Source organism: Parahaemophilus parainfluenzae (assembly GCF_001055095.1).
In the GTDB taxonomy this organism is placed as follows: domain Bacteria; phylum Pseudomonadota; class Gammaproteobacteria; order Enterobacterales; family Pasteurellaceae; genus Haemophilus_D; species Haemophilus_D parainfluenzae_Z.
The window spans coordinates 171,372-195,035 of the sequence record NZ_JVHG01000025.1 but is presented as its reverse complement, the minus strand read 5'-3'; the positions used below and the strand labels follow the sequence as shown (position 1 = coordinate 195,035).

The following is a 23,664-nucleotide window of genomic DNA, read 5'->3' as shown; positions in this document are numbered from 1 at the left end:
CTGCCCCCTATTGTTTTAATTTTGGATCGAGTGCATCACGCAACCCGTCACCCATTAAGTTAAATGCTAAAACAAGCGATAAAATCACTAAACCAGGAATGGTAACCAACCAGTTTGCTGCCTGCATAAAACTACGTGATTCAGATAACATCGTCCCTAATTCTGGTGTTGGTGGTTTTGCGCCGATACCTAAGAAACCTAGGGTCGCTAATTCTAAAATGGCGTTAGAAATCCCCATCGTCATTTGCACAATGAGAGGCGCAAGGCAATTCGGTAAAATGACAATAAACATTAAACGTAATACGCTTGCTCCAGCCACTCGTGAAGAGGTGACATAATCTCTGTTTTTCTCATTCAATACCGCCGCACGTGTTAAGCGCACATAACTTGGAATCGAAACCACGGCAATCGCCAACGTCGCATTCGTCAAAGAGGGCTCTAAAATTGATACCACCACAATGGTTAAAAGCAAGTTTGGGATAGCCAACATAATGTCAATAAAACGAACAATTAATGTATCTAATGCTCCACCATAATAGCCTGCGAGCAAGCCAAGACTCGTCCCTAAAATGCAAGATAAAATGACAATAATGAAACCTGCAAAAACAGAAATGCGTGTACCATAAATAATACGAGAAAGAATATCTCGACCAATGTCATCCGTACCCAGTAGATAAGCGGAATTGCCACCTTCATACCAAGCAGGCGGTAACAATAAAGCTGAACGATTTTGTTCAATAGGATCAAAAGGTGCTATCCAAGGGGCAAAAATACTGATTAATGCGACAACAAGAATAAAAGTGAGCCCAATCACTGCCCCTTTATTTTGTTTGAAATAAAACCAAAACTCCTGCAACGGTGTGCGAGGCGCAATCGTTTCAATAGATAAAGTTTGTTCCGTCATTAATAAGGCTCCTTATTGATGGCGAATGCGTGGGTTTACCACGCCATAAAGTAAATCGATCGTCAAATTCACCACAATAATAATTGTAGCGATAATCAACACGGCGCCTTGTAAGACAGGATAATCACGATTGGAAATCGCATCAATAATCCATTTACCAATACCCGGCCATGAGAAAATTGTTTCGGTTAAAACCGCACCGGATAATAACTGTCCTACAATCAATCCCACCACGGTCACAACAGGGATCAGTGCATTACGTAGCGCATGAACAATCACAATTCGGGTATAACTTAAGCCTTTGGCTTTTGCTGTACGAATATAATCTTCACCTAACACTTCCAACATCGAAGAACGTGTCATTCGGGTAATCACCGCAAGTGGAATGGTACCTAGCACAATAGACGGTAGAATCAATGACTTAATGGCATTTCCAAAGGCACCTGGCTCGCCTGAAAGCCAAGTATCGATTAACATAAAACCGGTTGGTGTATCGATCCAGAAACTATCTTCTAAACGTCCCCCTTGTGGTAAATCTAACCAAGGTGAAACATATAAGATCAAAATTAATCCCCACCAGAAAATTGGCATGGAATAACCCGTTAATGACATGGCTGTCACGGTATGAGAAATCCAGCTATCTTTCTTGACGGCCGCAATCGTTCCTAGCGTAATACCCGCAATTAACGACCAAAATAGCGCAAAAAAAGCCAATTCAAACGTGGCAGGGAAAAGTGTGAAAAACTCCCTCAGAACAGGTTGTTGGGTGCGGAATGATTCACCAAAATCACCTTGTATTACATTGCCAATATAATTGAAATATTGCTGATACAACGGTAAATCGAGACCAAGTTGTTTCATCATTTGTTGATGAACTTCTGGCGTTAAACCTCGCTCTCCCATCATGATCTCCACGGGATCCCCCGGAATAAAATGAATGAGCGCAAAAGTCACAAAAGTAATGGCGATAAAGGTAGGAATCACCATTAAAATACGTTTTAAAATAAATTTAAACATCTACTTCCCACATGATAAAAGTGCGGTCGTTTCTTCGAATGCTTTCGCACTTGGCACCTTGAGCATAAACATCAATATTCATACTCGTTGCAATAAAATCTTCCCGATTCTACCGCACTTTTTCTAATTTTGCCAAATGCGCAATCAGCCACTTAATGCCTTGAGCTTGGAAAGCAATTTGTAAACGGGTGTTATTATCTGAGCCTTCAACGTTTATCACTGTGCCAAAACCAAACTTTTCATGTTTCACTTTTTGCCCCATTTTCCATTCATTTTCTGGCAAACTCGTGCTTAAACTTCCTACTTTCGCTTGGTTTAATGCTCGAGTCACCGTTCCGCGCAAACGGATTTCTTGAATACACTCTGATGGCAATTCTGTGATAAATCGCGAAGGCAAATGGCGTTCTTCTTTCGTATAAACACGACGGCTTTCTGCATAACAAATCGTCAGTTTTTGCTTAGCTCGAGTAATGCCCACATAAGCAAGACGGCGTTCTTCCTCCAAACGACCAGGCTCTTCAAATGAACGGAAACTTGGGAATACACCCTCTTCTACCCCCACCATAAATACGCGCGGGAATTCCAAGCCTTTTGCAGAGTGTAAAGTCATCATTTCCACACAAGATTGATGCGGCGAAGCCTGCTCTTCTCCCGCCTCTAAAGAAGCATGAGTTAAAAAGGCGGTAAGATCGGTCATATCCTCTGCGTCATCAGGTTTGATAAATTCTCGGGTTGCCGTCACCAATTCTTCTAAGTTTTCAATACGCACTTCACCTTTCTCGCCTTTTTCCTGTTTATACATATCGTATAAGCCTGAATGTTTAATCACGAAATCAGTCTGTGCAAACAATGGCATTTCGGCTGTATCAACCTGCAAAGAATTAATCAACTCTTGGAAACGAAGTAATGCGGTTGAAGCACGTCCCGTTAGCATATTTTCTTGTGTGGCTACTTGAACAGCTTGCCATAAGGTAATTTGACGTTCACGGGTTAAATTTCGTAACACATCTAAAGTACGATCGCCAATACCACGCGTAGGCGTATTAATCACACGTTCAAACGCGGCATCATCTTGACGATTATTAATTAAGCGTAAATATGCCAACGCATCTTTAATTTCTTGGCGCTCGAAGAATCGCATCCCTCCATAAATTCGATAAGGAATTTGACAACGAATCAAGGCTTCTTCAATGACGCGAGATTGGCTATTACTACGATATAAAACAGCACAATCATCTAATTTCCCACCGTCATCTACCCAGTTTTGAATTTGAGACGCCACAAATTTTGCTTCATCTAACTCATTAAATGCTGCATAAATACCCACTGGCTCGCCCATTTCACCGTCAGTCCATAAATTCTTACCGAGGCGATCACTATTATTCGAAATAAGTTGGTTGGCACTTTTCAGAATATTGCCGGTAGAACGATAATTTTGCTCCAAACGAATAGTTTCAGCGTTGAAATCTTTTAGGAATTTTTGAATATTTTCGACCTGTGCACCACGCCAACCATAAATGGATTGGTCATCATCGCCCACAATCATCACTTTGCCCGTATTACCGGCAAGAATTTTGATCCAGGCATATTGGATTTTATTGGTATCTTGAAACTCATCCACCAAAATATGCTGAAAACGTTGCTGATAGCGTTGCAAAATCACAGGCTTTTTAGCAAATAATTCATACGCACGAATTAACAACTCAGCAAAATCCACCAAACCCGCACGATCACAAGTATCTTGATAAATTTGATAAATCTTAATCCACTCTTTTTCCTGGCGATCACCAAAATCATTAATATCTTGCGGTCTTAAACCTTCATCTTTTTTATTATTGATATACCAGCACGCTTGTTTCGGTGGAAATGCTTTATCGTCATAATTGTGCAATTTCATCAAGCGTTTTACTAAACGAAGTTGGTCTTCAGAATCCAAAATTTGGAAATCTTGTGGCAAGTTCACATCTAAATGGTGAGCGCGTAATAATCGATGGGCAATGCTATGGAATGTGCCAATCCACATGCCAAATAGATTCGATTGAGCATGTTTGGATAAGGTATCTTGAATACGATGACGCATTTCAGCAGCGGCTTTATTAGTAAAAGTTACCGCCATAATGCTACCTTCAGAAATATTTTCTACGGCAATCAACCAAGCAATACGATGAGTCAATACACGAGTTTTACCACTTCCTGCACCAGCAAGCACAAGATAATTGCCAAGTGGTGCTGCCACTGCTTCACGTTGTTTATCATTCAAGCCATCAAGTAATTCTGAAATATCCATTGCTCTTATTTTAATCTGGTTAAATTTACAGGGATTATAGTGGGAATTATATTTTTAAACAACCTGATATTTACAAATTTACTCCGCCCCTTTATATTAGCAATATCAAATAATTACTAAATATTGACGAAGTTAAAGGAGACACAATGTCAATTAAAACAACGCTAAAATTAACCGCACTTTCAGCCCTAACCGCCCTCGCATACACTTCTCACGCACAGGCTGAAGGAAAACTTACCGTCTATTGTAGCGTACAAAATGTAGTATGCGAAAAAGTTACTCAAGCCTTTAGTAAAAAATACAACGTAGATGCACAATTTGTACGTAATAGTACAGGCGTTGTATTAGGCAAAATTAAAGCTGAAAAAGAAAACCCACAAGCTGATTTCTGGTTTGGTGGCACGATTGAACCTCATCTCCAAGCGGCTGAATTAGGCTTACTTGAATCCTATCGTTCCCCATTACAAAAAGATATCATGCCGCAGTTTAAATCTTTAATGGATCAACGTGGCAATTTCACCTCTGTGATTTACTTAATGGAACTTGGCATTGGGGTCAATACTAAAAAATTAAAAGAATTGAATATTCCAGCGCCAAAATGTTATGCAGATCTAATAAAACCAGAATATCAAGGGCAAATTCAATATCCCGATCCACGTGTTTCTGGTACGGGTTATTCCCTTATCAGCACTTTTTCCACATTATGGGGAGAAGAAAAAGCTTTTGATTATTTAAAAAAATTAGAGCCAAATCTCATGCAACATACCAAAACAGGCCTTGCGAGCAACTATTTGGCTAACGGTACTGTAGCGATTGATTTAGGTTTTATGTTGGTTTATCCGCGTGAGAAGAAAAATGGTGCGCCAGTTGAAGGCATTTTACCATGCGAAGGCGTAGGCTATTCTTTAGGCGGGGCAAGCATTATTAAAGGAGCTAGAAACCTTGATAATGCCAAGCTATTTATGGATTTCGTGCTAAGCAAAGAAGCACAAGAAATTCCATGGAAAGAATCAGACTCTTACCAACTTCCAACCAATATCCATGCAGAACCTGCACCAGGTTTCCTACCGGCTGGTAAATTAAAACTGGTGAATATTGATTTTATGAAATTTGGTACAGATCAAGAAGGTAAACGCCTCACCCAACGTTGGGTTTCTGAAGTGCTCTTAGAGAGTAAATCGCCAAAAGAATAAAAGGAATAAACAAAAAGTGCGGTCAAAATAAGAATGTTTTTGACCGCACTCGTTTTTATATAGATAAAACTAAGCTAAAACCAACCGCTCTTTACCCGCATAGATATTAGCTTTTCCAGGGCGAGCAAAGCCGATAAGGGAAAGATTGTGTTGTTCTGCCATATTGACAGCAAGATCTGTTGCTGCAGAAATCGCAACAAGTAATTCGATACCACAAGCTACCGATTTTTGAACCATTTCATAACTGGCTCGACTTGAAACAAGTACGAATCCTTGCGGTTGATTCTGTTTTGCATGCCAGCCAATTAATTTATCTAGTGCCACATGTCGCCCAACATCTTCTCGAATTGCCAATAAATTACCCGATAAATCAAAAAAGGCAGCGGCATGTGTCGCCCCAGTCTCTTTTCCGAGTGTTTGATTAGCTTGTAATTGTGCTAAACAGCTATCTAATAAATTTAAATTAAATTGGAAAGTGCGGTCTAATTTGGGCAATTTTTTATAGACTTGTGAAATTTGTTCTGTGCCACAAATGCCACATCCTGTTCTCCCCGTTAAAGTACGGCGATGATCTTTTAATGCCACAAATTGACGGCTAGATAATTCAATTTGCACTTCAATGCCATTGCATACTTCCACCACATCAATGCCATAAATATCCGCTTTTTTCTCAATGATGCCTTCCGCTAATGAAAAGCCTAAAGCAAAATCCTCTAAATCTTGGGGCGAGCACATCATGACGGTATGAGCAATACCATTATAGACAAGTGAAACAGGGACTTCCGCAGCCAAACCATCTTGTTTTTCCACTAAAAGTGCGGTCGGATTTTCAGATGTTTTTTTAAAAAAATTAATTGTTTTTTGGATTATCCAGTGCATTATTTTTTCCCAATAAAATGACTATTGTAAAAATGTTACTTTTTTTTAACAAAAAATGTTTGTTTTGTGATCTAGCTCAAGTTTTAAAGCGATTATAACAAGTTTTGATTATAGATTTTCAGTTAAAAAATAGTTAAAATTGGTCCCGTTTAAATTGGTCATTATTATAATCAATTTAATGGTTGATACGTTATTTTAACGAAATCAAATAAATTATCTATACGAATTTATACTATCGAAATATCTTAACGGTTCGCCGTTATGAAGGAGTGATTATGCAGGTCTCTAGACGTAAGTTCTTTAAGATCTGTGCAGGTGGTATGGCGGGGACGTCTGCGGCAATGTTGGGCTTTGCACCATCATCTGTCTTAGCAGCACCACGTGAATACAAATTATTACGGGCTTTTGAATCCCGTAACACCTGTACATATTGTGCAGTGAGCTGTGGTATGTTGTTATATAGCACAGGCAAACCTTACGATGCTTTAGGCAGCCATACAGGCACCAATACCCGTTCTAAATTATTCCACCTTGAAGGTGACCCAGACCATCCGGTAAGCCGTGGGGCATTATGTCCTAAAGGTGCGGGTGCGTTAGACTATGTTAATAGTGAAAGCCGTACATTATACCCTGAATATCGAGCACCGGGTTCTGACAAATGGGTTCGTCTTTCTTGGGAAGAAGCAATCAAACGCATTTCTCGTTTATTAAAAGATGACCGTGATGCTAACTTTGTTGAAAAAGATGCAAGTGGCAAAACTGTTAACCGTTGGACTTCTACTGGTATTATGACCGCCTCCGCCATGAGCAACGAGGCCGCACTTCTTACTCATAAATGGGTGCGGATGTTGGGCATGGTACCGATGTGTAACCAAGCGAATACTTGACACGGACCAACGGTAGCAAGTCTTGCTCCATCATTTGGTCGCGGTGCCATGACAAACAACTGGGTTGACATCAAAAACGCCAATCTTATTATTGTTCAAGGTGGTAACCCTGCTGAAGCTCACCCTGTTGGCTTCCGTTGGGCGATTGAAGCGAAGAAAAACGGTGCGAAAATCATCGTGGTTGACCCTCGCTTTAACCGTACAGCGTCTGTAGCTGACCTTCATGCGCCAATTCGTTCCGGTTCTGATATCGCATTCTTAATGGGTGTGATCCGTTACCTATTGGAAACTAATCAAATTCAACACGAATACGTTAAACACTATACCAATGCTTCATTCTTAATTGATGAAGGCTTCAAATTCGAAGATGGTTTATTCGTAGGTTTTGATGAAGAAAAACGTGCTTACGATAAATCTAAATGGAACTACCAATTTGATGAAAATGGTTTTGCTAAACGTGATATGACCTTACAAGATCCACGTTGTGTGATTAATATCTTGAAAGATCACGTTTCTCGCTATACCCCAGAAATGGTTGAACGTATCACCGGTGTTAAGCAAAAACTCTTCTTACAAATCTGTGAAGAAATTGGTAAAACCTCTGCACCGAATAAAACCATGACGCACTTATATGCGTTAGGCTTTACTGAGCACACAATAGGTACTCAAAATATTCGTTCAATGGCAATAATCCAATTACTCTTAGGTAATATCGGGATGCCTGGTGGCGGTATTAATGCATTACGTGGACACTCAAACGTACAAGGTACAACAGATATGGGCTTATTGCCGATGTCTTTACCAGGTTATATGCGTTTGCCGAATGACAAAGATACCTCCTACGAGCAATACATTAATGCGATTACGCCAAAAGATATCGTACCAAACCAAGTGAACTACTATCGTAATACCTCGAAATTCTTCGTGAGTATGATGAAAACGTTCTATGGTGATAAAGCAACCAAAGAAAATGGTTGGGGTTTCGATTTCCTACCAAAAGCAGACCGCTTATACGATCCTATCACTCATGTTAAGTTAATGAATGATGGCAAATTAAACGGTTGGATTTTACAAGGTTTCAACGTATTAAACTCATTACCGAACAAAAACAAAACTGTTGCAGGTATGAGTAAATTAAAATTCTTGATCGTGATGGATCCGCTTCAAACTGAATCTTCTGAATTCTGGAAAAACTTTGGTGAATCAAACAATGTGAATCCAGCAGATATTCAAACTGAAGTATTCCGTTTACCAACCACCTGTTTCGCAGAAGAAGATGGTTCTATTGTTAACTCTGGTCGTTGGGCTCAATGGCACTGGAAAGGCTGTGACCAACCAGGTGAAGCGTTACCAGATGTTGAAATTCTTTCTATGATTCGTGAAGAAATGCATCACCTTTATCAAAAAGAAGGTGGTCGCGGTATTGAATCTTTCGAAGCGATGACTTGGAACTATGTTCAACCGCATTCACCAAGTTCTGTAGAATTAGCGAAAGAATTGAACGGTTACGCGCTTGCTGATCTTCTCGATGCAGATGGCAACGTCATGTATAAAAAAGGTCAATTACTTAACGGATTCGCTCACTTACGTGATGATGGTACCACCTCATCAGGTAACTGGATCTATGTAGGTCAATGGACTGAAAAAGGTAACCAAACCGCAAACCGTGACAACTCTGACCCATCAGGTTTAGGTTGTACATTAGGTTGGGGCTTCGCATGGCCGGCAAACCGTCGTATCCTTTACAGCCGTGCTTCACTTGATATTAACGGTAATCCTTGGGATAAACACCGTCAATTAATCAAATGGAACGGTAAAAACTGGAACTGGTTAGATGTCGCTGACTATGGCACACAACCACCAGGTTCTGATGCAGGTCCATTTATTATGTCTGCAGAAGGTGTGGGTCGTCTCTTCGCTGTAGATAAAATTGTGAATGGTCCTATGCCTGAACACTATGAACCAATTGAAAGTCCGATTGACACTAACCCACTACACCCAAGTGTCGTCTCTGATCCGACTGTTCGTATTTATAAAGAAGACCGTGAATTTATCGGTTCAAACAAAGATTTCCCTTATGTGGCAACTACTTATCGTTTGACCGAGCACTTCCACAGTTGGACTGCTCAATCTGCGTTAAATATCATCGCCCAACCACAACAATTCGTGGAAATTGGTGAGAAATTAGCAGCAGAAAAAGGCATCCAAAAAGGTGATATGGTAAAAATTACTTCTCGCCGTGGCTACATTAAAGCCGTTGCAGTGGTAACAAAACGTTTGAAAGATTTAGAAGTCGACGGACGTACCGTACATCAGGTAGGTATTCCAATTCACTGGAACATGAAAGCCTTAAATGGTAAAGGTAATCCTGGTTTCTCCACCAACACCTTAACACCATCTTGGGGTGAAGCAGTCACTCAAACACCAGAATATAAAACATTCTTGGTAAACATTGAGAAAGCGGAGGCATAATATGGCAGGAAGTGGTCAAGGCGTTCAATCGCAAGACATTATCAAGGTCTCCGCTACGTCTGGTTTAACACCAGCACCTCAAGCGCGTGATCATAAAGTTGAAGTAGCAAAATTAATCGACGTATCCACCTGTATCGGTTGTAAAGCCTGTCAGGTGGGCTGTTCAGAGTGGAATGATATCCGCTCTGACGTCGATGCAAAATGTGTGGGGATCTACGATAACCCAGTAGATCTCAATGCAAAAGCATGGACGGTAATGCGCTTTAACGAAGTAGAAGAAAATGATCGTTTAGAATGGTTAATCCGTAAAGATGGTTGTATGCACTGTTCAGAACCAGGCTGTTTAAAAGCTTGTCCTGCACCGGGCGCAATTATCCAATATGCAAACGGTATTGTGGATTTCCAATCTGATAAATGTATCGGTTGTGGTTACTGTATCGCAGGTTGTCCGTTCAACATTCCACGTATGAACCCAGAAGACAACCGTGTGTACAAATGTACCCTTTGTGTGGATCGTGTTTCTGTTGGCCAAGAACCGGCTTGCGTGAAAACCTGTCCAACCGGTGCAATTCGTTTCGGTTCTAAAGAAGAAATGAAACTCTACGCAGAACAACGTGTTGCAGACTTAAAAGCGCGTGGTTACGAAAACGCAGGTATCTACGACCCTGAAGGCGTAGGTGGTACACACGTAATGTATGTATTACACCATGCAGATAAACCTGAGCTTTATTCTGGTCTTCCAAAAGATCCAAAAATTGACCTCACCGTCACTGTGTGGAAAGATGTCTTGAAACCAGTCGCGGCTGTAGCAATGGGTGGTCTAGCACTTGCTGAAATCGCTCACTACTTAGCTGTTGGTCCAAACGTTGAAGAAGACGTAGAAGATCATCACCATGAATTTGAAGAAGATAAAAAAGGAGGCAAAGATGAGTAAGATTGAGATTAGCAATGATACTCGAATCATTCGTCATAGAACGCCTGCTCGTTTTAGCCACTGGTTACTCGTAATCTGCTTCTTTATGACGATGTTCACTGGTGTGGCATTCTTCTTCCCAGATTTTGCGTGGTTAACTGAGATTTTAGGTACGCCACAACTGGCTCGAGCAATTCACCCGTTCACCGGTATCATTATGTTCGTTGCCTTTATTTTCCTCGGCTATCTTTACTGGGATCACAACATCCCAGAGAAAAACGATATTCGTTGGTTAAAAGGCATCGTTGAAGTATTAAAAGGGAATGAGCACGCTGTTGCAGATAACGGCAAGTATAACCTTGGTCAAAAAATGTTATTCTGGACATTGAACTTGGCGATGGTCACTTTACTTGTAACCGGTATCATTATGTGGCGTCAGTATTTCTCGCACTACTTCTCTATTCCGGTATTGCGTTTTGCGATTTTCCTTCACTCTTTAAGTGCATTCATGTTGTTCACCGGTATTTTGGTACACATGTACATGGCATTCTGGATTAAAGGATCTATTCGCGGTATTGTGGAAGGTTGGGTAACCGTTCGTTGGGCGAAAAAACACCACCCGAAATGGTATCGAGATGAAGTACTTCCTAAGCTAGAAGAAGACCTTGAAAATGAAGCTGAAGGTAAAAAAGTAAAAACCAAAGCATTGTTCAAAGGTATCAATGGCTAAAATCAAAAAGTGCGGTTAAAATTGACCGCACTTTTTCTTATCAATACTTAAGAGACTATTATGAGTATCAAAATATTATCTGCAGACGAAATCAAACAAAAAAAGAATTCATATGATATTCCACCTGTTTTGTTTGCTAACCCTAAAAATCTTTATCAACGTCGTGCAAAACGTTTAAGAGAATTAGCAAAAGATCATCCATTGGCTGATTATTTACTCTTTGCTGCAGATGTTGTGGAAAGCCAATTAAGCGTATTTGAAAAAAATCCATTAGAAACACAGCAATTCGATAACTTAAATGAAATCGAGCCGTTAAATGCTAAAACATTTAAACGCTCAGGCATTTGGATTGAATATCTCAAAGAAATTTTGCATAGCATTAAACCAAAAGCGAATGAACAGGTTATTGCTACCATTGAAAATCTTGAAAAAGCCTCTGATAAAGAGCTTGAAGAAATGGCTACTCATCTTTTAAGCCAAGAATTTAATTTAGTGAGCACTGATAAAGCTGTCTTTATCTGGGCGGCACTTTCTCTTTATTGGTTACAATTGGCTCAACAAATTCCTCATAACAGCCGCCAAGAAGGCACAGATAACCTGCATTACTGCCCTGTTTGTGGTTCTGCTCCTGTTGCAAGTGTGGTACATATCGGCACATCACAAGGCTTACGCTATTTACACTGTAGCCTTTGTGAAAGCGAATGGAATTTAGTCCGAGCTCAATGTACTAATTGTAATGAACACAAAAATCTTGAAATGTGGTCATTAAATGAAGAGCTTGCTCTTGTTCGTGCGGAAACCTGTGGCGATTGCCAAAGCTATTTAAAAATCATGTTCCAAGAAAAAGATCCTAATGTTGAGGCAGTGGCTGATGATTTAGCATCGATTTTCTTAGATATTGAAATGGAAGAAAAAGGCTTCGCGCGCAGTGGATTAAATCCATTTGTCTTCCCTGCAGAAGAAGTGTAAGTTTTACTTTTTAGATAAACAAAGTGCGGTCAAAATTGACCGCACTTTTGCATTCTAGAGATAACATGCCATCACGACAGCATTTTCTCGTCCACCATCTGGTTTTGGATAATAATTCTTACGAATATCAACCTCATTAAATCCTAGCCTTTCATAAAGGAAACGAGCCGGATTCGACTCTCGTACTTCCAGCCAAAGGGTTTGAATACCTTTCTCTTTAAGCTCACTCATTAAACCTTGCAATAAAAACGAACCGTAACCCTTTCCTTGTTGAACCGAATCTATCGCAATATTGAATAATGTGGCTTCATCTAATACCGTCTGGCAAATAGCAAAACCAAACACTTGCTCTTTTTCCACTAATTTCAAATTGAGATAACGCTCGCCGACATTATTTTTCAATGTTCCCAATGACCAAGGCACAAGATGTGCTGCTTGTTCAATTTCATATAAGCGATCCATATCGCATTCTTCAATAGGAAAAAGAGAAGGCATCATGATTAAATTTGTTGGATTTGTTGCCAAAGCTCACGCTTAGCTTGGCTATCTTGCTGGAATTGTTGCCAATCAACAGAGCGATAAACACGCTCTGCATTTAAGCAATAAGGTAAAGTGCGGTCGATTTCATCTACATTTTCAGCTAATAACCAATATCGCACAGAATGTTGTAATGTGATATGTTGAATTTGATCGAAATTCAGGCAAAGGCAATCTTCTTTGTTTAACTCTAGTGCCAGTCGAACATCTGAAAAAAGTGGAGAGTTCGATACGTTATCTTTCGCCACAACAATAAATTTCACTTGTTCAGACACACTCACACCAACCGCCCCTTGTAATACTTCTGGGCGATGTAGCTGCCAACGGGTTACCCCCATTTCATTTAAAAGAAGATTGCGTCTATCCATAGATTAACGAGCGATAGTATCTAACGGATAATCTCTTAAACCTTTAACAATCGCTTGTTCTTGCGCTTCGGTTGGTTTTTCTTGATACGCTTTTAAGCTACGGAAAGAAAGAATATTTTTCGCTTGATAAACCACGGCGATAAAACGTTGGAAATCTTTACCATCACAAGCATAGTAAACATCTGAAGCGTTACCAATTGTTTTTAACTCACATACTTTTTTGTTTGCATCAAGGTATTTTGTCGTTAATGCCGGAACATGTGAAACATCTTTTAGATAATAGGTTTCGCTCATAATGAATTTACGATTGCTACGATCTACATTCGCCGCACCACTTAAGAAACGCGGATCTTCTGATTTATCGAAGGCTTTCGTTTGTTTATAGAATTTCTCACCGTTGAAGGTGACTTCTTGGTTACCTTTTTTAATGCGCTCAAACTGTGCATCTAAGCTTTGTGCTTGTGCTGCAGGCAATTCAAGTGTTGAGCTAGTTGGTAAGGTTGAAGGTTTTTGCTTGCTACCTTGAATTTGTTCGATTAATTGACAGCCGGACAATAAACTTGCCATTGCGACTGCTGTGATGATTTTTTTCATAAATAATTCCTTAATAAATACGTCTAAGTCGTTATCTTTTGTTAGAATAACACGTAATTTTAACCAATAAACTACAGGATTTAAAGCGTGATTTCTCTCGAAAGCGAAGTTTTACAACGCCACCTTTCCCTTTTTAACGGTAAATCAATTCTTCTTGCCGGTGGCATTAATGATGATTTCCCCCAAATATTAAAAAAACACTGTCAATCTGTACAAATTTGGAGTTGGTATTTTGATTATGCTAAAACCCAAAGTGCGGTCAATTTTGAGGTTGAATTTCAACCGCAAACCGATCTGATCATTTATTATTGGACGAAGAATAAACAAGAAGTGAATTTTCAGCTGATGCAACTACTCGCCAAGAGTGAAATTGGTCAAAAAGTGTTAATTATTGGTGAAAATCGTTGTGGCGTCCGTTCAGCTGAAAAACTACTTGAACCTTATGGTGAAATTGGCAAAATCGACTCTGCACGTCGTTGCGGCTTATATCATTTTGCCTTACAAAAACAACCGCACTTTGATCTTCAATCTTATTGGAAATGCTACCAAAATGATGTATTAGGCGATCTCCGTATTTACAGCTTGCCGGGTGTATTCAGTGCCAATGAACTTGATAGCGGAACATCACTTCTACTTTCTACCTTAACGTCACCAATTCAAGGCAAAGTGTTAGACGTTGGTTGTGGGGCAGGTGTCATAGGTTCTATGATCAAAAAACATCACCCTAAAGCGGATGTCACGATGACCGATATTCATGCGATGGCAATTCAATCTGCCCATCAAACACTTGCTGAAAATCAGCTTGAAGGTCAGGTTATCGCAAGCGATGTGTTTTCCCATATTGAAGGGAAATTTGATCTGATTATTTCAAACCCGCCTTTCCACGATGGAATCGACACTGCTTATCGTGCGGTGAAAGAACTTATTCAACAAGCAAAATGGCATTTAACGGCAGGCGGAGAACTGCGTATCGTTGCTAATGCATTTCTACCCTATCCCGATTTATTAACACAACATTTCGGTAAGTTTGACGTACTTGCTCAAACCACCAAATTTAAAGTGTATTCCGTGAGAAATTAAGGAGAAAACAATGTTTGTAACCAGTTCAGCCATTCAAAATGGTGCCTTTGAAGACAAATATGGTAAACGCGGCACACAATTTAGCCCAAATGGTATGCCGATCTACTCTATCCCGTTTGAAATTCATGATGCACCTCAAGGTACCAAATCCTTTGCGGTTGTCTTAGAAGATAAAGACGCAATTACGGCGAGTGGCTTTGTGTGGATTCATTGGCTCATTGCGGATCTTGAACGTACCGTTATCCACGAAAATGAAAGTCAAACTGCAACAGATTATGTACAAGGTGCAAATACTTGGGCAAGTAAATTAGGTCAATTTGATATCGAAGAAGCCTCATTCTATGGTGGTATGGCCCCACCAAACTGCTTACATCGTTACGAGCTTATTGTGTATGCACTTGATACCAAACTAAACCTCAAACCGGGATTCCGTTTTAATGATCTACATTTTGCGATGCAGGGGCATATTCTAGATCAAGCTGTGGTGATGGGCACTTATGATGTTTAATCATTTATAGTTCATCCTAAAAACACCATAAAAAATGACCGCACTTCAACAAAGTACGGTCATTTCTTTTAGGATTTTATAACGTGATTTTATTCGCGTCTTGCACTAATTTCGCGTGTGCTTTTTTCTGTTCTTTCATCTTATTGCTCGTTTCACGGCGTTGAGTAGAAAGTTCCGCATTGCGAATGTTATAATCATCCACACGACCTTCATAGTCATCACGCATATTTTCGATAATCGCACGAACATCTTCAATGCTCATATCATCACGAATATATTGATTTAAGTTATCTAATAATAAGACACGTTTTTGGTTATCACGAATTTTACGGTTGTTGTCTTCAATGTCACGCTTAAGTTTATTTTTTAAACGATATAAACGCACATACTCTAATACTTCTTGGAAGGATTTATTTACATTTCCCATGATCGACTCTCTCAAAGTTAAAAATAAACTTCGGGTAATGTAGCCTTTTTTTTCGTCCCCGTCAAAAGCTTAAATTTAAATTGATGGATTAGATCAAAAAACTGTTTGATTTAGTTGATTATCCTATTCGGTAGTGGTAAAAATGAAGAATCTATTCAAAAATAAAATAAGGAAACACAATGTCAAAAGTCTTTAATTTTAGTGCTGGTCCAGCCATGATTTTCCCTGAGGTACTACACAAAGCACAATCTGAGCTAACTAACTGGCTTGGTCAAGGTGTGTCTGTGATGGAAGTCAGCCACCGTGGCAAATATTTTATGGAATTGATTACTCAAGCAGAAAAAGATTTACGCGAGGTATATAACATTCCAGATAACTATCGCGTGTTATTCCTACAAGGTGGCGCACGTGGTCAATTTGCTGCATTACCGATGAACCTAATTGGTGAGAAAGGCAAAGCACTTTACTTAAATAGCGGTCACTGGTCTGCAACTGCAGCGAAAGAAGCGCGTAATTTTGCTGAAATTGATGAAATTACCATTGTGGAAAATGGTGAGCACACACGCATTACCGACCTTGATTTCAGCGACATTGCGGAACAATACGATTACGTTCACTATTGCCCAAATGAAACCATCAGTGGTGTTGAAATTTTTGATGTACCGAATGTGGGTAATGCGGTACTTGTAGCCGATATGTCATCTAATGTGCTCTCTCGCGAAATTGATATTAGCAAATTTGGTGTCATTTACGCTGGTGCACAAAAAAATCTTGGCCCAGCAGGGATTACACTTGTGATTATTCGCGATGATTTAATTGGTCATGCTCGCCAAGCAACACCATCAATTTGGAATTATGCAACACAACGTGATGCCGACTCCATGATCAATACCCCGCCAACATTTGCTTGGTATCTCTGTTCATTGGTCTTCAAACACATTCAAGCAATTGGCGGCTTAAAAGAAATTGCAAAACGTAACGCAGTGAAAGCGCAAACTCTTTATGACTACATTGATAGCAGCAAACTCTATCGTAACGTAGTGGCTAAAGAAAACCGTTCAACCATGAATGTCACATTTGTGACAGGCAATCCTGAACTTGATGCTAAATTTGTTGCAGAATCGACAGCTGCTGGTCTTCAAGCCTTAAAAGGTCACAAAGTGTTAGGTGGTATGCGTGCATCTATCTACAATGCAATGCCATTAGAAGGTGTACAAGCGCTCATTGAATTCATGAAAAAATTTGAAGCTGAAAATAGCTAATTATCTGATTAACTAAACTCAACGTGCGGGCTGAAAGGCCCGCTCGTCTTTATAAGGAAAGCATATGCAATACATCAACGTTGCCAATCAAGGCGTAAAATCTCTTTCACCTTACCAAGCCGGAAAACCCATCGAAGAACTCGAACGCGAATTAGGCATTACTGATATCGTTAAACTGGCCTCGAATGAAAACCCTTTCGGCTTTCCTGAAAGTGCGAAAAAAGCCATTCAAGCCCAACTTGATCATTTAACTCGCTACCCTGATGCAAATGGTTTTGAACTTAAAACAGCTATTGCAAAAAAATTTGGTGTGCAGCCGAACCAAATCACCCTTGGCAATGGTTCTAACGATTTATTAGAGCTCTTTGCTCATACCTTTGCGGGTGAACACGATGAAGTGATTTATTCACAATATGCCTTTATTGTTTACCCTTTAGTGACCAAAGCCATTAACGCCGTCGCAAAAGAAATCCCCGCTAAAGATTGGGGACATGATTTAAACGGATTTTTGACCGCACTTTCAGATAAAACTAAACTGATTTTTATTGCCAATCCAAACAATCCAACAGGGAATTTCTTAACGGAAGCTGAATTGGATGCTTTCTTGGCCAAAGTCCCTGAAAATGTGATTGTGGTATTAGATGAAGCTTATACTGAATTTACTCATCCAAGCGAACGCGTTAATTCTTTTGCATTACTGGAAAAATACCCGAACCTTATCGTTTCACGCTCTCTATCAAAAGCTTATGGTTTGGCAGGTTTACGCATTGGCTACGCGGTCTCTAATCCTGAAATTGCAGATTTATTAAACCGTGTTCGTCAGCCATTTAACTGTAACAGTCTCGCTTTAACCAGCGCGATTGCAGTGATGAACGATGACGCTTTTGTGGAAAAAGTGGCGGAAAATAATCGCCAAGAAATGAAACGTTATGAAACCTTCTGTCAACAATATGGCTTAGACTTTATTCCGTCTAAAGGTAACTTTATTACCATTGATTTTAAACAACCTGCTGCACCAATTTATGATGCATTATTGCGTGAAGGCGTGATTGTACGCCCAATTGCAGGTTATGGCATGCCAAATCACTTGCGCATCAGCATTGGCTTACCGCAAGAAAATGACAAATTTTTTACGGCACTTAAAAAAGTGCTTAATTTAGGAAATGAGAAATAGGAGCTTTTATGAGCAAAGTAACAATGATGGGCAATCCCATTGAAGTAAGCGGTAACTTTCCAAAAAAAGGGGAAAAAGTAACCGCACTTACACTCACCAATAAAGAACTTGCTGACGTCACGCTTGATGCTTATGCAGGAAAACGCAAGGTCTTAAATATTTTCCCGAGTATTGATACTGGTGTATGCGCAACTTCTGTTCGTAAATTCAATCAACAGGCAGCTAATTTAAAGAATGCTGTGGTACTTTGTATTTCAGCGGACTTACCTTTTGCACAAGCACGATTCTGCGGTGCGGAAGGTATTGAGAACGTAGAAACACTTTCTACTTTCCGTCATAAAGAAGTTCATGAAAACTTAGGGGTAAACATCAAAACTGGTCCAATCGCAGGCTTAACCGCACGTTCAGTAATTGTTTTAGATGAAAACAACAACGTGTTACACAGTGAACTGGTATCTGAAATTAAAGATGAACCAAATTATGAAGCTGCGCTAGCCGCACTATAATGAATAAGGCGCTTTTCTCATAGAAAGCGCCTTTTTATTTATTCAGGAAAAATCTCATTCAATATTAATGCAATTCCATCATCATTATGCGAAGCAGTGACACGATTAGCGGCCTGTTTAATTTCATCAGGAGCATTGCCCATTGCCACGCCTAATCCTACGCTTTCTAGCATATCTAAATCGTTAAAGTTATCGCCGAAAGCAACACATTCTTCCATCTTCACATGAAAGTAATCTTCGAGAAAACGTACGGCATTACCTTTTGTCGCCGATTTATGCATCACTTCAAGGAAATTCGCATGAGAACGGCAAATACTTAAATGCGGGAATTTCTCTTTCAAGATTTGCTCAATACCAATCACTTCGTCTGTTTCACCAATGATTTGAATTTTATGCGGAGAATAAATCGAACTTTCATCATAAGGATCGATCTGGATGCCCGTTACGCTACGTTCATAAATCACCCATTTATTATCCACATCGCGAGCAACGCAATCATCATAAGTATAATAATTCACACCCAACGCAGGATGGTCTGCTAATACTTGGTTAATGGCTTGAATATCAGCGGGATCAATTTGTACTGAATAAATAGGCTTAGCGTTTTTATCTAAAATCAAGGCACCACTAAATGCCACAATGATGTTGTAATTTTCAATGAGTTTCGCATAAGGCCAAATACCAAGCGGCGAACGCGCAGAGATAGGTGTAAATGGAATACCTTGTTTTGTAATGCATTGAATTGCATCTAAGGTTTTAGGCGAAATTCGATGATCCGACGTTAATAAGGTACCATCAAAATCGCTGAATACGGCTTTATACATAATTGCTCCAATAGTCATTATTTTTCTGAAAGATAAGGATCGGCAAAGCCTAAACCCTGCATAATTTCAGTTTCTAAACTTTCCATTTCTTCGGCTTCATCATCTTCAATATGATCATAACCAAGTAAATGTAAGCTACCATGCACTATCATATGCGCCCAATGCGCCATTAAAGGCTTTTCTTGCTCGATAGCTTCACGTTCTACTACCTGGCGACAAATCACCAAATCGCCCAACAGCGGTAATTCCACTTCGTCAGGACATTCAAAAGGGAAAGACAACACATTGGTTGGACGATCTTTTCCACGATAAGTCAAATTCAAGTCATGACTTTCCGCTTCATCCACTATGCGTACCGTCATTTCGACATTATCACTTTCTGGTTGCACTGCGGCGGTTGCCCATTGTAGGATTTGCGCTTCTGACGGCAAGCCTTCTGTATTTTCGCTCGCCAATTGCAGATCAATAATCATATTGCCCATGTTATTCTCCTAAATTCGTTTCATTTTCTGACCGCACTTTTTGCTCACGTTCAGCTCGACGCTGCGCAGCGATTTCTTGACGGCGGATTTCATCTTGGGCTTCCCATTCTTCATAAGCTTGCACTACTTTTGCCACCACAGGATGTCGCACAATATCTTTACTTTCAAAGTAGTTAAAGCTTAATTCCGATACTTTGCTTAACACTTCCATGGCGTGACGTAAACCCGATTTGGTGCTACGTGGTAAATCGATTTGGGTCACATCCCCTGTAATCACGGCTTTAGAATTAAAACCAATACGGGTCAAAAACATTTTCATTTGTTCGACCGTCGTATTTTGGCTTTCATCTAAAATAATAAAGCTGTCATTGAGTGTGCGACCACGCATATAAGCCAATGGTGCGATTTCAATCACATTTCGCTCCATCAACTTTTGTACGCGTTCAAAGCCAAGCATTTCAAATAACGCATCATAAAGCGGTCGTAAATAAGGTTCAATTTTTTGGCCTAAATCACCCGGCAGGAAACCTAATTTTTCGCCCGCTTCCACCGCAGGACGAGTCAGCAAAATGCGACGAATTTCTTGGCGTTCTAATGCTTCAACTGCCGCTGCTACGGCTAAAAAGGTTTTCCCTGTACCAGCGGGGCCAATCCCAAAACTAATATCGTGCGTAAGAATATTATGTAAATATTGAATTTGATTTTCACCACGCGGTTTAATCAAACCACGCTTGGTTTTAATTGTGGTGCTATAGACGTGATTTTCACTACATGACTCACTTCCCGCTTGCGATAACATTCTGCTCTCTTGCAAGGCAATATGCACATCTTCTAAATCAAGTTCCTTCACTTTCCCTTTAATTGGTGCAGTCTCCACATATAATGTTTGGATTAATTTAGCCGCACGATCAATTAATTGTTCATGGTGAGATTTTGGATTTTCATCATTTGATTTCACAGTAAAAGTGAAGTTATTGCGAGAAATATTGAGGTTAAATTCTTTTTCAATCAGTTTGATATTTTCATCGAATGCACCGCAAAGGGATTGCAGACGATCATTTTCTTGAGGTTCTAAGGTAAAAGTTGTCATTAAATTTCGTTTTAGAATTGTGAATACTGTTTCCATTTTAGCCTAATTACGATGAATGTAAAACGGGCTTCACCAACTGATGAAGCCCGATAACCAAATTAAGGCAATTCAGGGAAAAGCATCTTAATCACATTCATTGTCAATCGTCGAGATTGTCCACTAAATGGAAAAATATGCATCATCATCATAGGATTAAAGTTTGCCTCAATCACACCCCACGAACGTAAACTCGGTTCTGCCGGCTGTTTCAAATCAGGAATAATTAAATCTACGCCACAAACTGCCGCCCCCATTGCCTTGCTAATCCCTACCGCAATTTCTTTGTAACTGGCATGCATTTCATCTGTCATATCAATAGAATCGCCGCCGGTACTAATATTGGAATTCGCACGTAATTGGACAAGTTGATCTTTCGCTGGAATAGAATCCACGGTTAAGCCTTGTTCCTTAAGCTGCAACTGCTCAATATCCCCTAATGCAATTTTTTTCAATGGTGTACGACTGCCATCACCCCGTAAAGGATGATCATTTTTATCCGCAACTAATTCAGCAACGGTATGTACACCATCTCCAATGACATTTGCTGGAACGCGTAATAAGACGGCTAAGGTTTGATCACCCAGCACAAAGAAACGATATTCGGTGCCTTGTAGATAATCTTCAACCATGATTTCTTTATCTTCACGGAAAGCAATTTCTACTGCTTTTGCAAAATCTTCTCTATTCGTTACACTTTGTTGGAAAATACTGATCCCTAAACCAAAATTCGTTGATTTTGGCTTAATCACGACGGCTCGATTCTCAAAAAGTGGGAAATTTTCGACCGCACTTTTCACATCGGTAAACTCGATACTTTGCGGTACATTAAATCCAGCTTTTGCTAAGACTTTCTTCGTTACTACTTTATTTTCCATGATGAGTGGAGAAATATAGCTATCGTGAGAAGTCATATTACCGTTTTTGACATATTCCAAATGATCGCCAAATTGAAGACTGATAAATTGATCGCGTTCATCTAAAATCTCAATCTTTAATCCTTTTTGAATTGCATCAAACAATAACGCCTGTGTGGACAGTTCCATATTATCAAACGCACTTAATGCATAAAAACGTTCAAAGGCTTTTGCTTTATTGGATTGCGCGATATCCGCCCCTAACTGTTGGTAACTGCCAACCTGTTCAATTGCCGCGACTACTTTCGCACAAAGCGTTTGGTTTGGATCCGCAAATTGCCCTAATTTGTCTTTAACAATCGTTTTAATCTCATCACTCACATTAAGTTGTTCAAGCATCTTGAGCATTTCAAGGAGGACTAATTCGCCTTCTACCGCATAAACACTTTGCTCTCTTGGGTCTTCCCATGCGACTTCAGCAAGACGTGCTTTACCTAATTTTACGCCTTCTTGATCAGCGGTATCATTAAGCCATGCCATTAACAAAATAAAATAGTGAATGAATTTTGCATCAGCGAGTTCCATTCCATAAGGTGCAAACGGATTGAGATCAAACAAACGAAATTCTAAATATTGAATTCCTTTTTCAAGTAAATCTCGCGCTTTTTTAGCACCACGCAAACGTACACTCGAGTAAAACTCTTTTTCCGCAATCAAATCACCTGATTTCACCCAGTGTTCTAACGTCTCAACATACTCTTGCAAACTGTCATAAGAGACGTGGATCTTCGGATCATTCACATAACCATATTTCCCTGAACGTAAACTCCGCACATACTGATGCGGTTTAAGGGGTGAATTGCCTCTGAAATATTTTTCCTCTACCGTCGGTGTTGCAGAAAACAAGTAAAGTAAAATCCATTGATAGCGTAAGAAGTTCTTCGCTATTTTTAGGTAAAAATTATTTTGAAAATCAACCGCACTTTGTGTTTCATTTTGTGCATGAAATAAGGCATCAATAAACTTAGGGTCAATTTGAAAATTGTAATGAATACCACTGACCATTTGCTTATATTTACCGTAAGACTGGACTAAATGCTCTCGATAAGCCACATCTTCCTGATTATCTAATTGTGCAACCTTAATTTGCTCTTCTGGCGGTAACCCTGCAGGCATACTAAAAGGAAAAATAAATTCATCCTCTGGTAATGTACGCAAAGTCACTTCATGAATAGCTGAAAGCCACCGTAATGTATCCTCTAATTTCTTCATCGGAGGAGTCACCAATTCCAACTGACTTTCTGCAAAATCTGTTTGAATGTAAGGGTGGAAACGACGATTACCAAAGGCTTTGGGGTGCAATGATGTCACTATTGAACCATCCGCATGCACCCGTTGACTTTCCTTTTCAATCCCAAATGACCCTTGCTGAAATAAGAGCTCTAGGTGATATTGTTTAATGATTTGCTGAATATTCATATCCGTCCTTATTAGAAATTTCTACTAGACATTATGGAGAAAAATCAACATAGGACGAAGTAAAAAAATAGAATGGGATATGAAATTTTGATATAAGAGAAAAATATCTGAGAATCATTTGCATCATCTCTTTTAAATATATTAGAATGGGACGAATTTTATTTTCAGAAAATGGGCGATTTGCCCGAT

Annotated in this window: 22 protein-coding genes; 10 read left to right on the top strand and 12 right to left on the bottom strand. The window is 39.7% G+C overall.

The features are described from left to right. Positions 1 to 7 precede the first annotated feature (7 nt). The 3 genes from ADA56_RS08745 to uvrD all read right to left on the bottom strand — a co-directional run bounded on the left by ADA56_RS08745 (position 8) and on the right by uvrD (position 4,208). Entirely contained in the window at positions 8 to 904 is an 897-nt protein-coding gene (locus ADA56_RS08745; RefSeq protein ID WP_049370181.1) for an ABC transporter permease subunit, read from the bottom strand. Between the two features lie 12 nt (positions 905 to 916). After that, a complete protein-coding gene (locus tag ADA56_RS08740; protein WP_049370180.1) occupies positions 917 to 1,921 on the bottom strand; it encodes an ABC transporter permease subunit in 1,005 nt (334 codons plus the stop codon). Between the two features lie 109 nt (positions 1,922 to 2,030). Beyond that, positions 2,031 to 4,208, bottom strand: a complete 2,178-nt coding sequence (gene uvrD / locus ADA56_RS08735) for a DNA helicase II (RefSeq protein WP_049370179.1) — start codon at positions 4,206 to 4,208, stop codon at positions 2,031 to 2,033. A 146-nt stretch (positions 4,209 to 4,354) separates the two neighbouring features. On the opposite strand from uvrD, the gene ADA56_RS08730 reads away from it, so the two are divergent. Then, positions 4,355 to 5,401 carry an ABC transporter substrate-binding protein gene (locus ADA56_RS08730; RefSeq protein ID WP_049370178.1) on the top strand — a complete coding sequence of 349 codons (1,047 nt, stop codon included), beginning with the start codon at positions 4,355 to 4,357 and terminating at the stop codon, positions 5,399 to 5,401. A 69-nt stretch (positions 5,402 to 5,470) separates the two neighbouring features. On the opposite strand, the gene fdhD is transcribed toward ADA56_RS08730, so the two are convergent. Then, on the bottom strand, positions 5,471 to 6,280 hold the full coding sequence (gene fdhD / locus ADA56_RS08725) for a formate dehydrogenase accessory sulfurtransferase FdhD (protein WP_049370177.1): 810 nt from the start codon (positions 6,278 to 6,280) through the stop codon (positions 5,471 to 5,473). A 275-nt stretch (positions 6,281 to 6,555) separates the two neighbouring features. Between fdhD and fdnG the strand changes: the two genes are divergently transcribed. From fdnG to fdhE, 4 genes are read left to right on the top strand one after another with little or no spacing between them, the layout of a single operon-like run. After that, positions 6,556 to 9,639: a formate dehydrogenase-N subunit alpha gene (gene fdnG / locus ADA56_RS08715; RefSeq protein WP_152671329.1), complete on the top strand. Its 3,084-nt coding sequence runs from the start codon at positions 6,556 to 6,558 to the stop codon at positions 9,637 to 9,639. A 1-nt stretch (position 9,640) separates the two neighbouring features. Next, entirely contained in the window at positions 9,641 to 10,573 is a 933-nt protein-coding gene (gene fdxH / locus ADA56_RS08710) for a formate dehydrogenase subunit beta (protein WP_049370174.1), read from the top strand. Then, positions 10,566 to 11,282, top strand: coding sequence for a formate dehydrogenase subunit gamma (locus tag ADA56_RS08705; RefSeq protein WP_049365400.1), 717 nt, complete (start codon positions 10,566 to 10,568; stop codon positions 11,280 to 11,282). Before fdxH ends, ADA56_RS08705 begins: the two co-directional genes overlap by 8 nt. 60 nt (positions 11,283 to 11,342) lie before the next feature. Beyond that, positions 11,343 to 12,251 (top strand): formate dehydrogenase accessory protein FdhE, encoded by a 909-nt coding sequence (fdhE, locus tag ADA56_RS08700; RefSeq protein ID WP_049370173.1) that lies wholly within the window; start codon positions 11,343 to 11,345, stop codon positions 12,249 to 12,251. A 54-nt stretch (positions 12,252 to 12,305) separates the two neighbouring features. Here the strand turns inward: fdhE and rimI are convergent, their stop codons facing one another. Genes rimI through ADA56_RS08685 form a run of 3 tightly spaced genes read right to left on the bottom strand, consistent with a single transcriptional unit; the run spans position 12,306 to position 13,750 of the window. After that, positions 12,306 to 12,746: a ribosomal protein S18-alanine N-acetyltransferase gene (gene rimI, locus ADA56_RS08695; protein WP_049370202.1), complete on the bottom strand. Its 441-nt coding sequence runs from the start codon at positions 12,744 to 12,746 to the stop codon at positions 12,306 to 12,308. A 5-nt stretch (positions 12,747 to 12,751) separates the two neighbouring features. After that, on the bottom strand, positions 12,752 to 13,156 hold the full coding sequence (locus ADA56_RS08690) for a DNA polymerase III subunit psi (protein WP_049370172.1): 405 nt from the start codon (positions 13,154 to 13,156) through the stop codon (positions 12,752 to 12,754). 3 nt (positions 13,157 to 13,159) lie between these two features. Then, positions 13,160 to 13,750 (bottom strand): hypothetical protein, encoded by a 591-nt coding sequence (locus ADA56_RS08685; protein WP_049370171.1) that lies wholly within the window; start codon positions 13,748 to 13,750, stop codon positions 13,160 to 13,162. 87 nt (positions 13,751 to 13,837) lie between these two features. On the opposite strand from ADA56_RS08685, the gene rsmC reads away from it, so the two are divergent. Together rsmC and ADA56_RS08675 are read left to right on the top strand one after the other, a co-directional pair. Then, positions 13,838 to 14,830: a 16S rRNA (guanine(1207)-N(2))-methyltransferase RsmC gene (rsmC, locus tag ADA56_RS08680; protein WP_049370170.1), complete on the top strand. Its 993-nt coding sequence runs from the start codon at positions 13,838 to 13,840 to the stop codon at positions 14,828 to 14,830. Positions 14,831 to 14,840: 10 nt separating this feature from the next. Further along, positions 14,841 to 15,338, top strand: coding sequence for a YbhB/YbcL family Raf kinase inhibitor-like protein (locus ADA56_RS08675; RefSeq protein WP_049370169.1), 498 nt, complete (start codon positions 14,841 to 14,843; stop codon positions 15,336 to 15,338). A gap of 76 nt (positions 15,339 to 15,414) precedes the next feature. Here the strand turns inward: ADA56_RS08675 and ADA56_RS08670 are convergent, their stop codons facing one another. After that, a complete protein-coding gene (locus ADA56_RS08670) occupies positions 15,415 to 15,765 on the bottom strand; it encodes a DUF496 family protein (protein ID WP_049362174.1) in 351 nt (116 codons plus the stop codon). 179 nt (positions 15,766 to 15,944) lie between these two features. On the opposite strand from ADA56_RS08670, the gene serC reads away from it, so the two are divergent. The 3 genes from serC (at position 15,945) to tpx (ending at position 18,707) form a co-directional block, all read left to right on the top strand. After that, on the top strand, positions 15,945 to 17,027 hold the full coding sequence (gene serC, locus ADA56_RS08665) for a 3-phosphoserine/phosphohydroxythreonine transaminase (RefSeq protein ID WP_049370168.1): 1,083 nt from the start codon (positions 15,945 to 15,947) through the stop codon (positions 17,025 to 17,027). A 64-nt stretch (positions 17,028 to 17,091) separates the two neighbouring features. Beyond that, positions 17,092 to 18,201, top strand: a complete 1,110-nt coding sequence (gene hisC, locus ADA56_RS08660) for a histidinol-phosphate transaminase (protein WP_049370167.1) — start codon at positions 17,092 to 17,094, stop codon at positions 18,199 to 18,201. 8 nt (positions 18,202 to 18,209) lie between these two features. Next, positions 18,210 to 18,707: a thiol peroxidase gene (gene tpx / locus ADA56_RS08655; protein ID WP_049370166.1), complete on the top strand. Its 498-nt coding sequence runs from the start codon at positions 18,210 to 18,212 to the stop codon at positions 18,705 to 18,707. A 38-nt stretch (positions 18,708 to 18,745) separates the two neighbouring features. Here the strand turns inward: tpx and ADA56_RS08650 are convergent, their stop codons facing one another. The 4 genes from ADA56_RS08650 to gshAB all read right to left on the bottom strand — a co-directional run bounded on the left by ADA56_RS08650 (position 18,746) and on the right by gshAB (position 23,475). Continuing rightward, entirely contained in the window at positions 18,746 to 19,531 is a 786-nt protein-coding gene (locus ADA56_RS08650) for a Cof-type HAD-IIB family hydrolase (protein WP_049370201.1), read from the bottom strand. Positions 19,532 to 19,548: 17 nt separating this feature from the next. Continuing rightward, positions 19,549 to 20,013: an rRNA maturation RNase YbeY gene (ybeY, locus tag ADA56_RS08645; protein ID WP_049370165.1), complete on the bottom strand. Its 465-nt coding sequence runs from the start codon at positions 20,011 to 20,013 to the stop codon at positions 19,549 to 19,551. A 1-nt stretch (position 20,014) separates the two neighbouring features. Continuing rightward, positions 20,015 to 21,103, bottom strand: a complete 1,089-nt coding sequence (locus ADA56_RS08640) for a PhoH family protein (RefSeq protein ID WP_049370164.1) — start codon at positions 21,101 to 21,103, stop codon at positions 20,015 to 20,017. A 98-nt stretch (positions 21,104 to 21,201) separates the two neighbouring features. Then, the gene (gene gshAB / locus ADA56_RS08635) at positions 21,202 to 23,475 is read right to left on the bottom strand and encodes a bifunctional glutamate--cysteine ligase GshA/glutathione synthetase GshB (RefSeq protein WP_049370163.1); all 2,274 of its coding nucleotides are present in this window, start codon (positions 23,473 to 23,475) and stop codon (positions 21,202 to 21,204) included. Between the last annotated feature and the right edge of the window lie 189 nt (positions 23,476 to 23,664).

Excerpts from the sequence above, each read along its gene's own strand:
- ADA56_RS08745 (WP_049370181.1), bottom strand. The coding sequence starts at position 904 with ATGACGGAACAAACTTTATCTATTGAAACGATTGCGCCTCGCACACCG.
- ADA56_RS08740 (WP_049370180.1), bottom strand. The coding sequence starts at position 1,921 with ATGTTTAAATTTATTTTAAAACGTATTTTAATGGTGATTCCTACCTTT.
- uvrD (WP_049370179.1), bottom strand. The coding sequence starts at position 4,208 with ATGGATATTTCAGAATTACTTGATGGCTTGAATGATAAACAACGTGAA.
- ADA56_RS08730 (WP_049370178.1), top strand. The coding sequence starts at position 4,355 with ATGTCAATTAAAACAACGCTAAAATTAACCGCACTTTCAGCCCTAACC.
- fdhD (WP_049370177.1), bottom strand. The coding sequence starts at position 6,280 with ATGCACTGGATAATCCAAAAAACAATTAATTTTTTTAAAAAAACATCT.
- fdxH (WP_049370174.1), top strand. The coding sequence starts at position 9,641 with ATGGCAGGAAGTGGTCAAGGCGTTCAATCGCAAGACATTATCAAGGTC.
- ADA56_RS08705 (WP_049365400.1), top strand. The coding sequence starts at position 10,566 with ATGAGTAAGATTGAGATTAGCAATGATACTCGAATCATTCGTCATAGA.
- fdhE (WP_049370173.1), top strand. The coding sequence starts at position 11,343 with ATGAGTATCAAAATATTATCTGCAGACGAAATCAAACAAAAAAAGAAT.
- rimI (WP_049370202.1), bottom strand. The coding sequence starts at position 12,746 with ATGCCTTCTCTTTTTCCTATTGAAGAATGCGATATGGATCGCTTATAT.
- ADA56_RS08690 (WP_049370172.1), bottom strand. The coding sequence starts at position 13,156 with ATGGATAGACGCAATCTTCTTTTAAATGAAATGGGGGTAACCCGTTGG.
- ADA56_RS08685 (WP_049370171.1), bottom strand. The coding sequence starts at position 13,750 with ATGAAAAAAATCATCACAGCAGTCGCAATGGCAAGTTTATTGTCCGGC.
- ADA56_RS08675 (WP_049370169.1), top strand. The coding sequence starts at position 14,841 with ATGTTTGTAACCAGTTCAGCCATTCAAAATGGTGCCTTTGAAGACAAA.
- ADA56_RS08670 (WP_049362174.1), bottom strand. The coding sequence starts at position 15,765 with ATGGGAAATGTAAATAAATCCTTCCAAGAAGTATTAGAGTATGTGCGT.
- serC (WP_049370168.1), top strand. The coding sequence starts at position 15,945 with ATGTCAAAAGTCTTTAATTTTAGTGCTGGTCCAGCCATGATTTTCCCT.
- hisC (WP_049370167.1), top strand. The coding sequence starts at position 17,092 with ATGCAATACATCAACGTTGCCAATCAAGGCGTAAAATCTCTTTCACCT.
- tpx (WP_049370166.1), top strand. The coding sequence starts at position 18,210 with ATGAGCAAAGTAACAATGATGGGCAATCCCATTGAAGTAAGCGGTAAC.
- ADA56_RS08650 (WP_049370201.1), bottom strand. The coding sequence starts at position 19,531 with ATGTATAAAGCCGTATTCAGCGATTTTGATGGTACCTTATTAACGTCG.
- ybeY (WP_049370165.1), bottom strand. The coding sequence starts at position 20,013 with ATGGGCAATATGATTATTGATCTGCAATTGGCGAGCGAAAATACAGAA.
- ADA56_RS08640 (WP_049370164.1), bottom strand. The coding sequence starts at position 21,103 with ATGACAACTTTTACCTTAGAACCTCAAGAAAATGATCGTCTGCAATCC.
- gshAB (WP_049370163.1), bottom strand. The coding sequence starts at position 23,475 with ATGAATATTCAGCAAATCATTAAACAATATCACCTAGAGCTCTTATTT.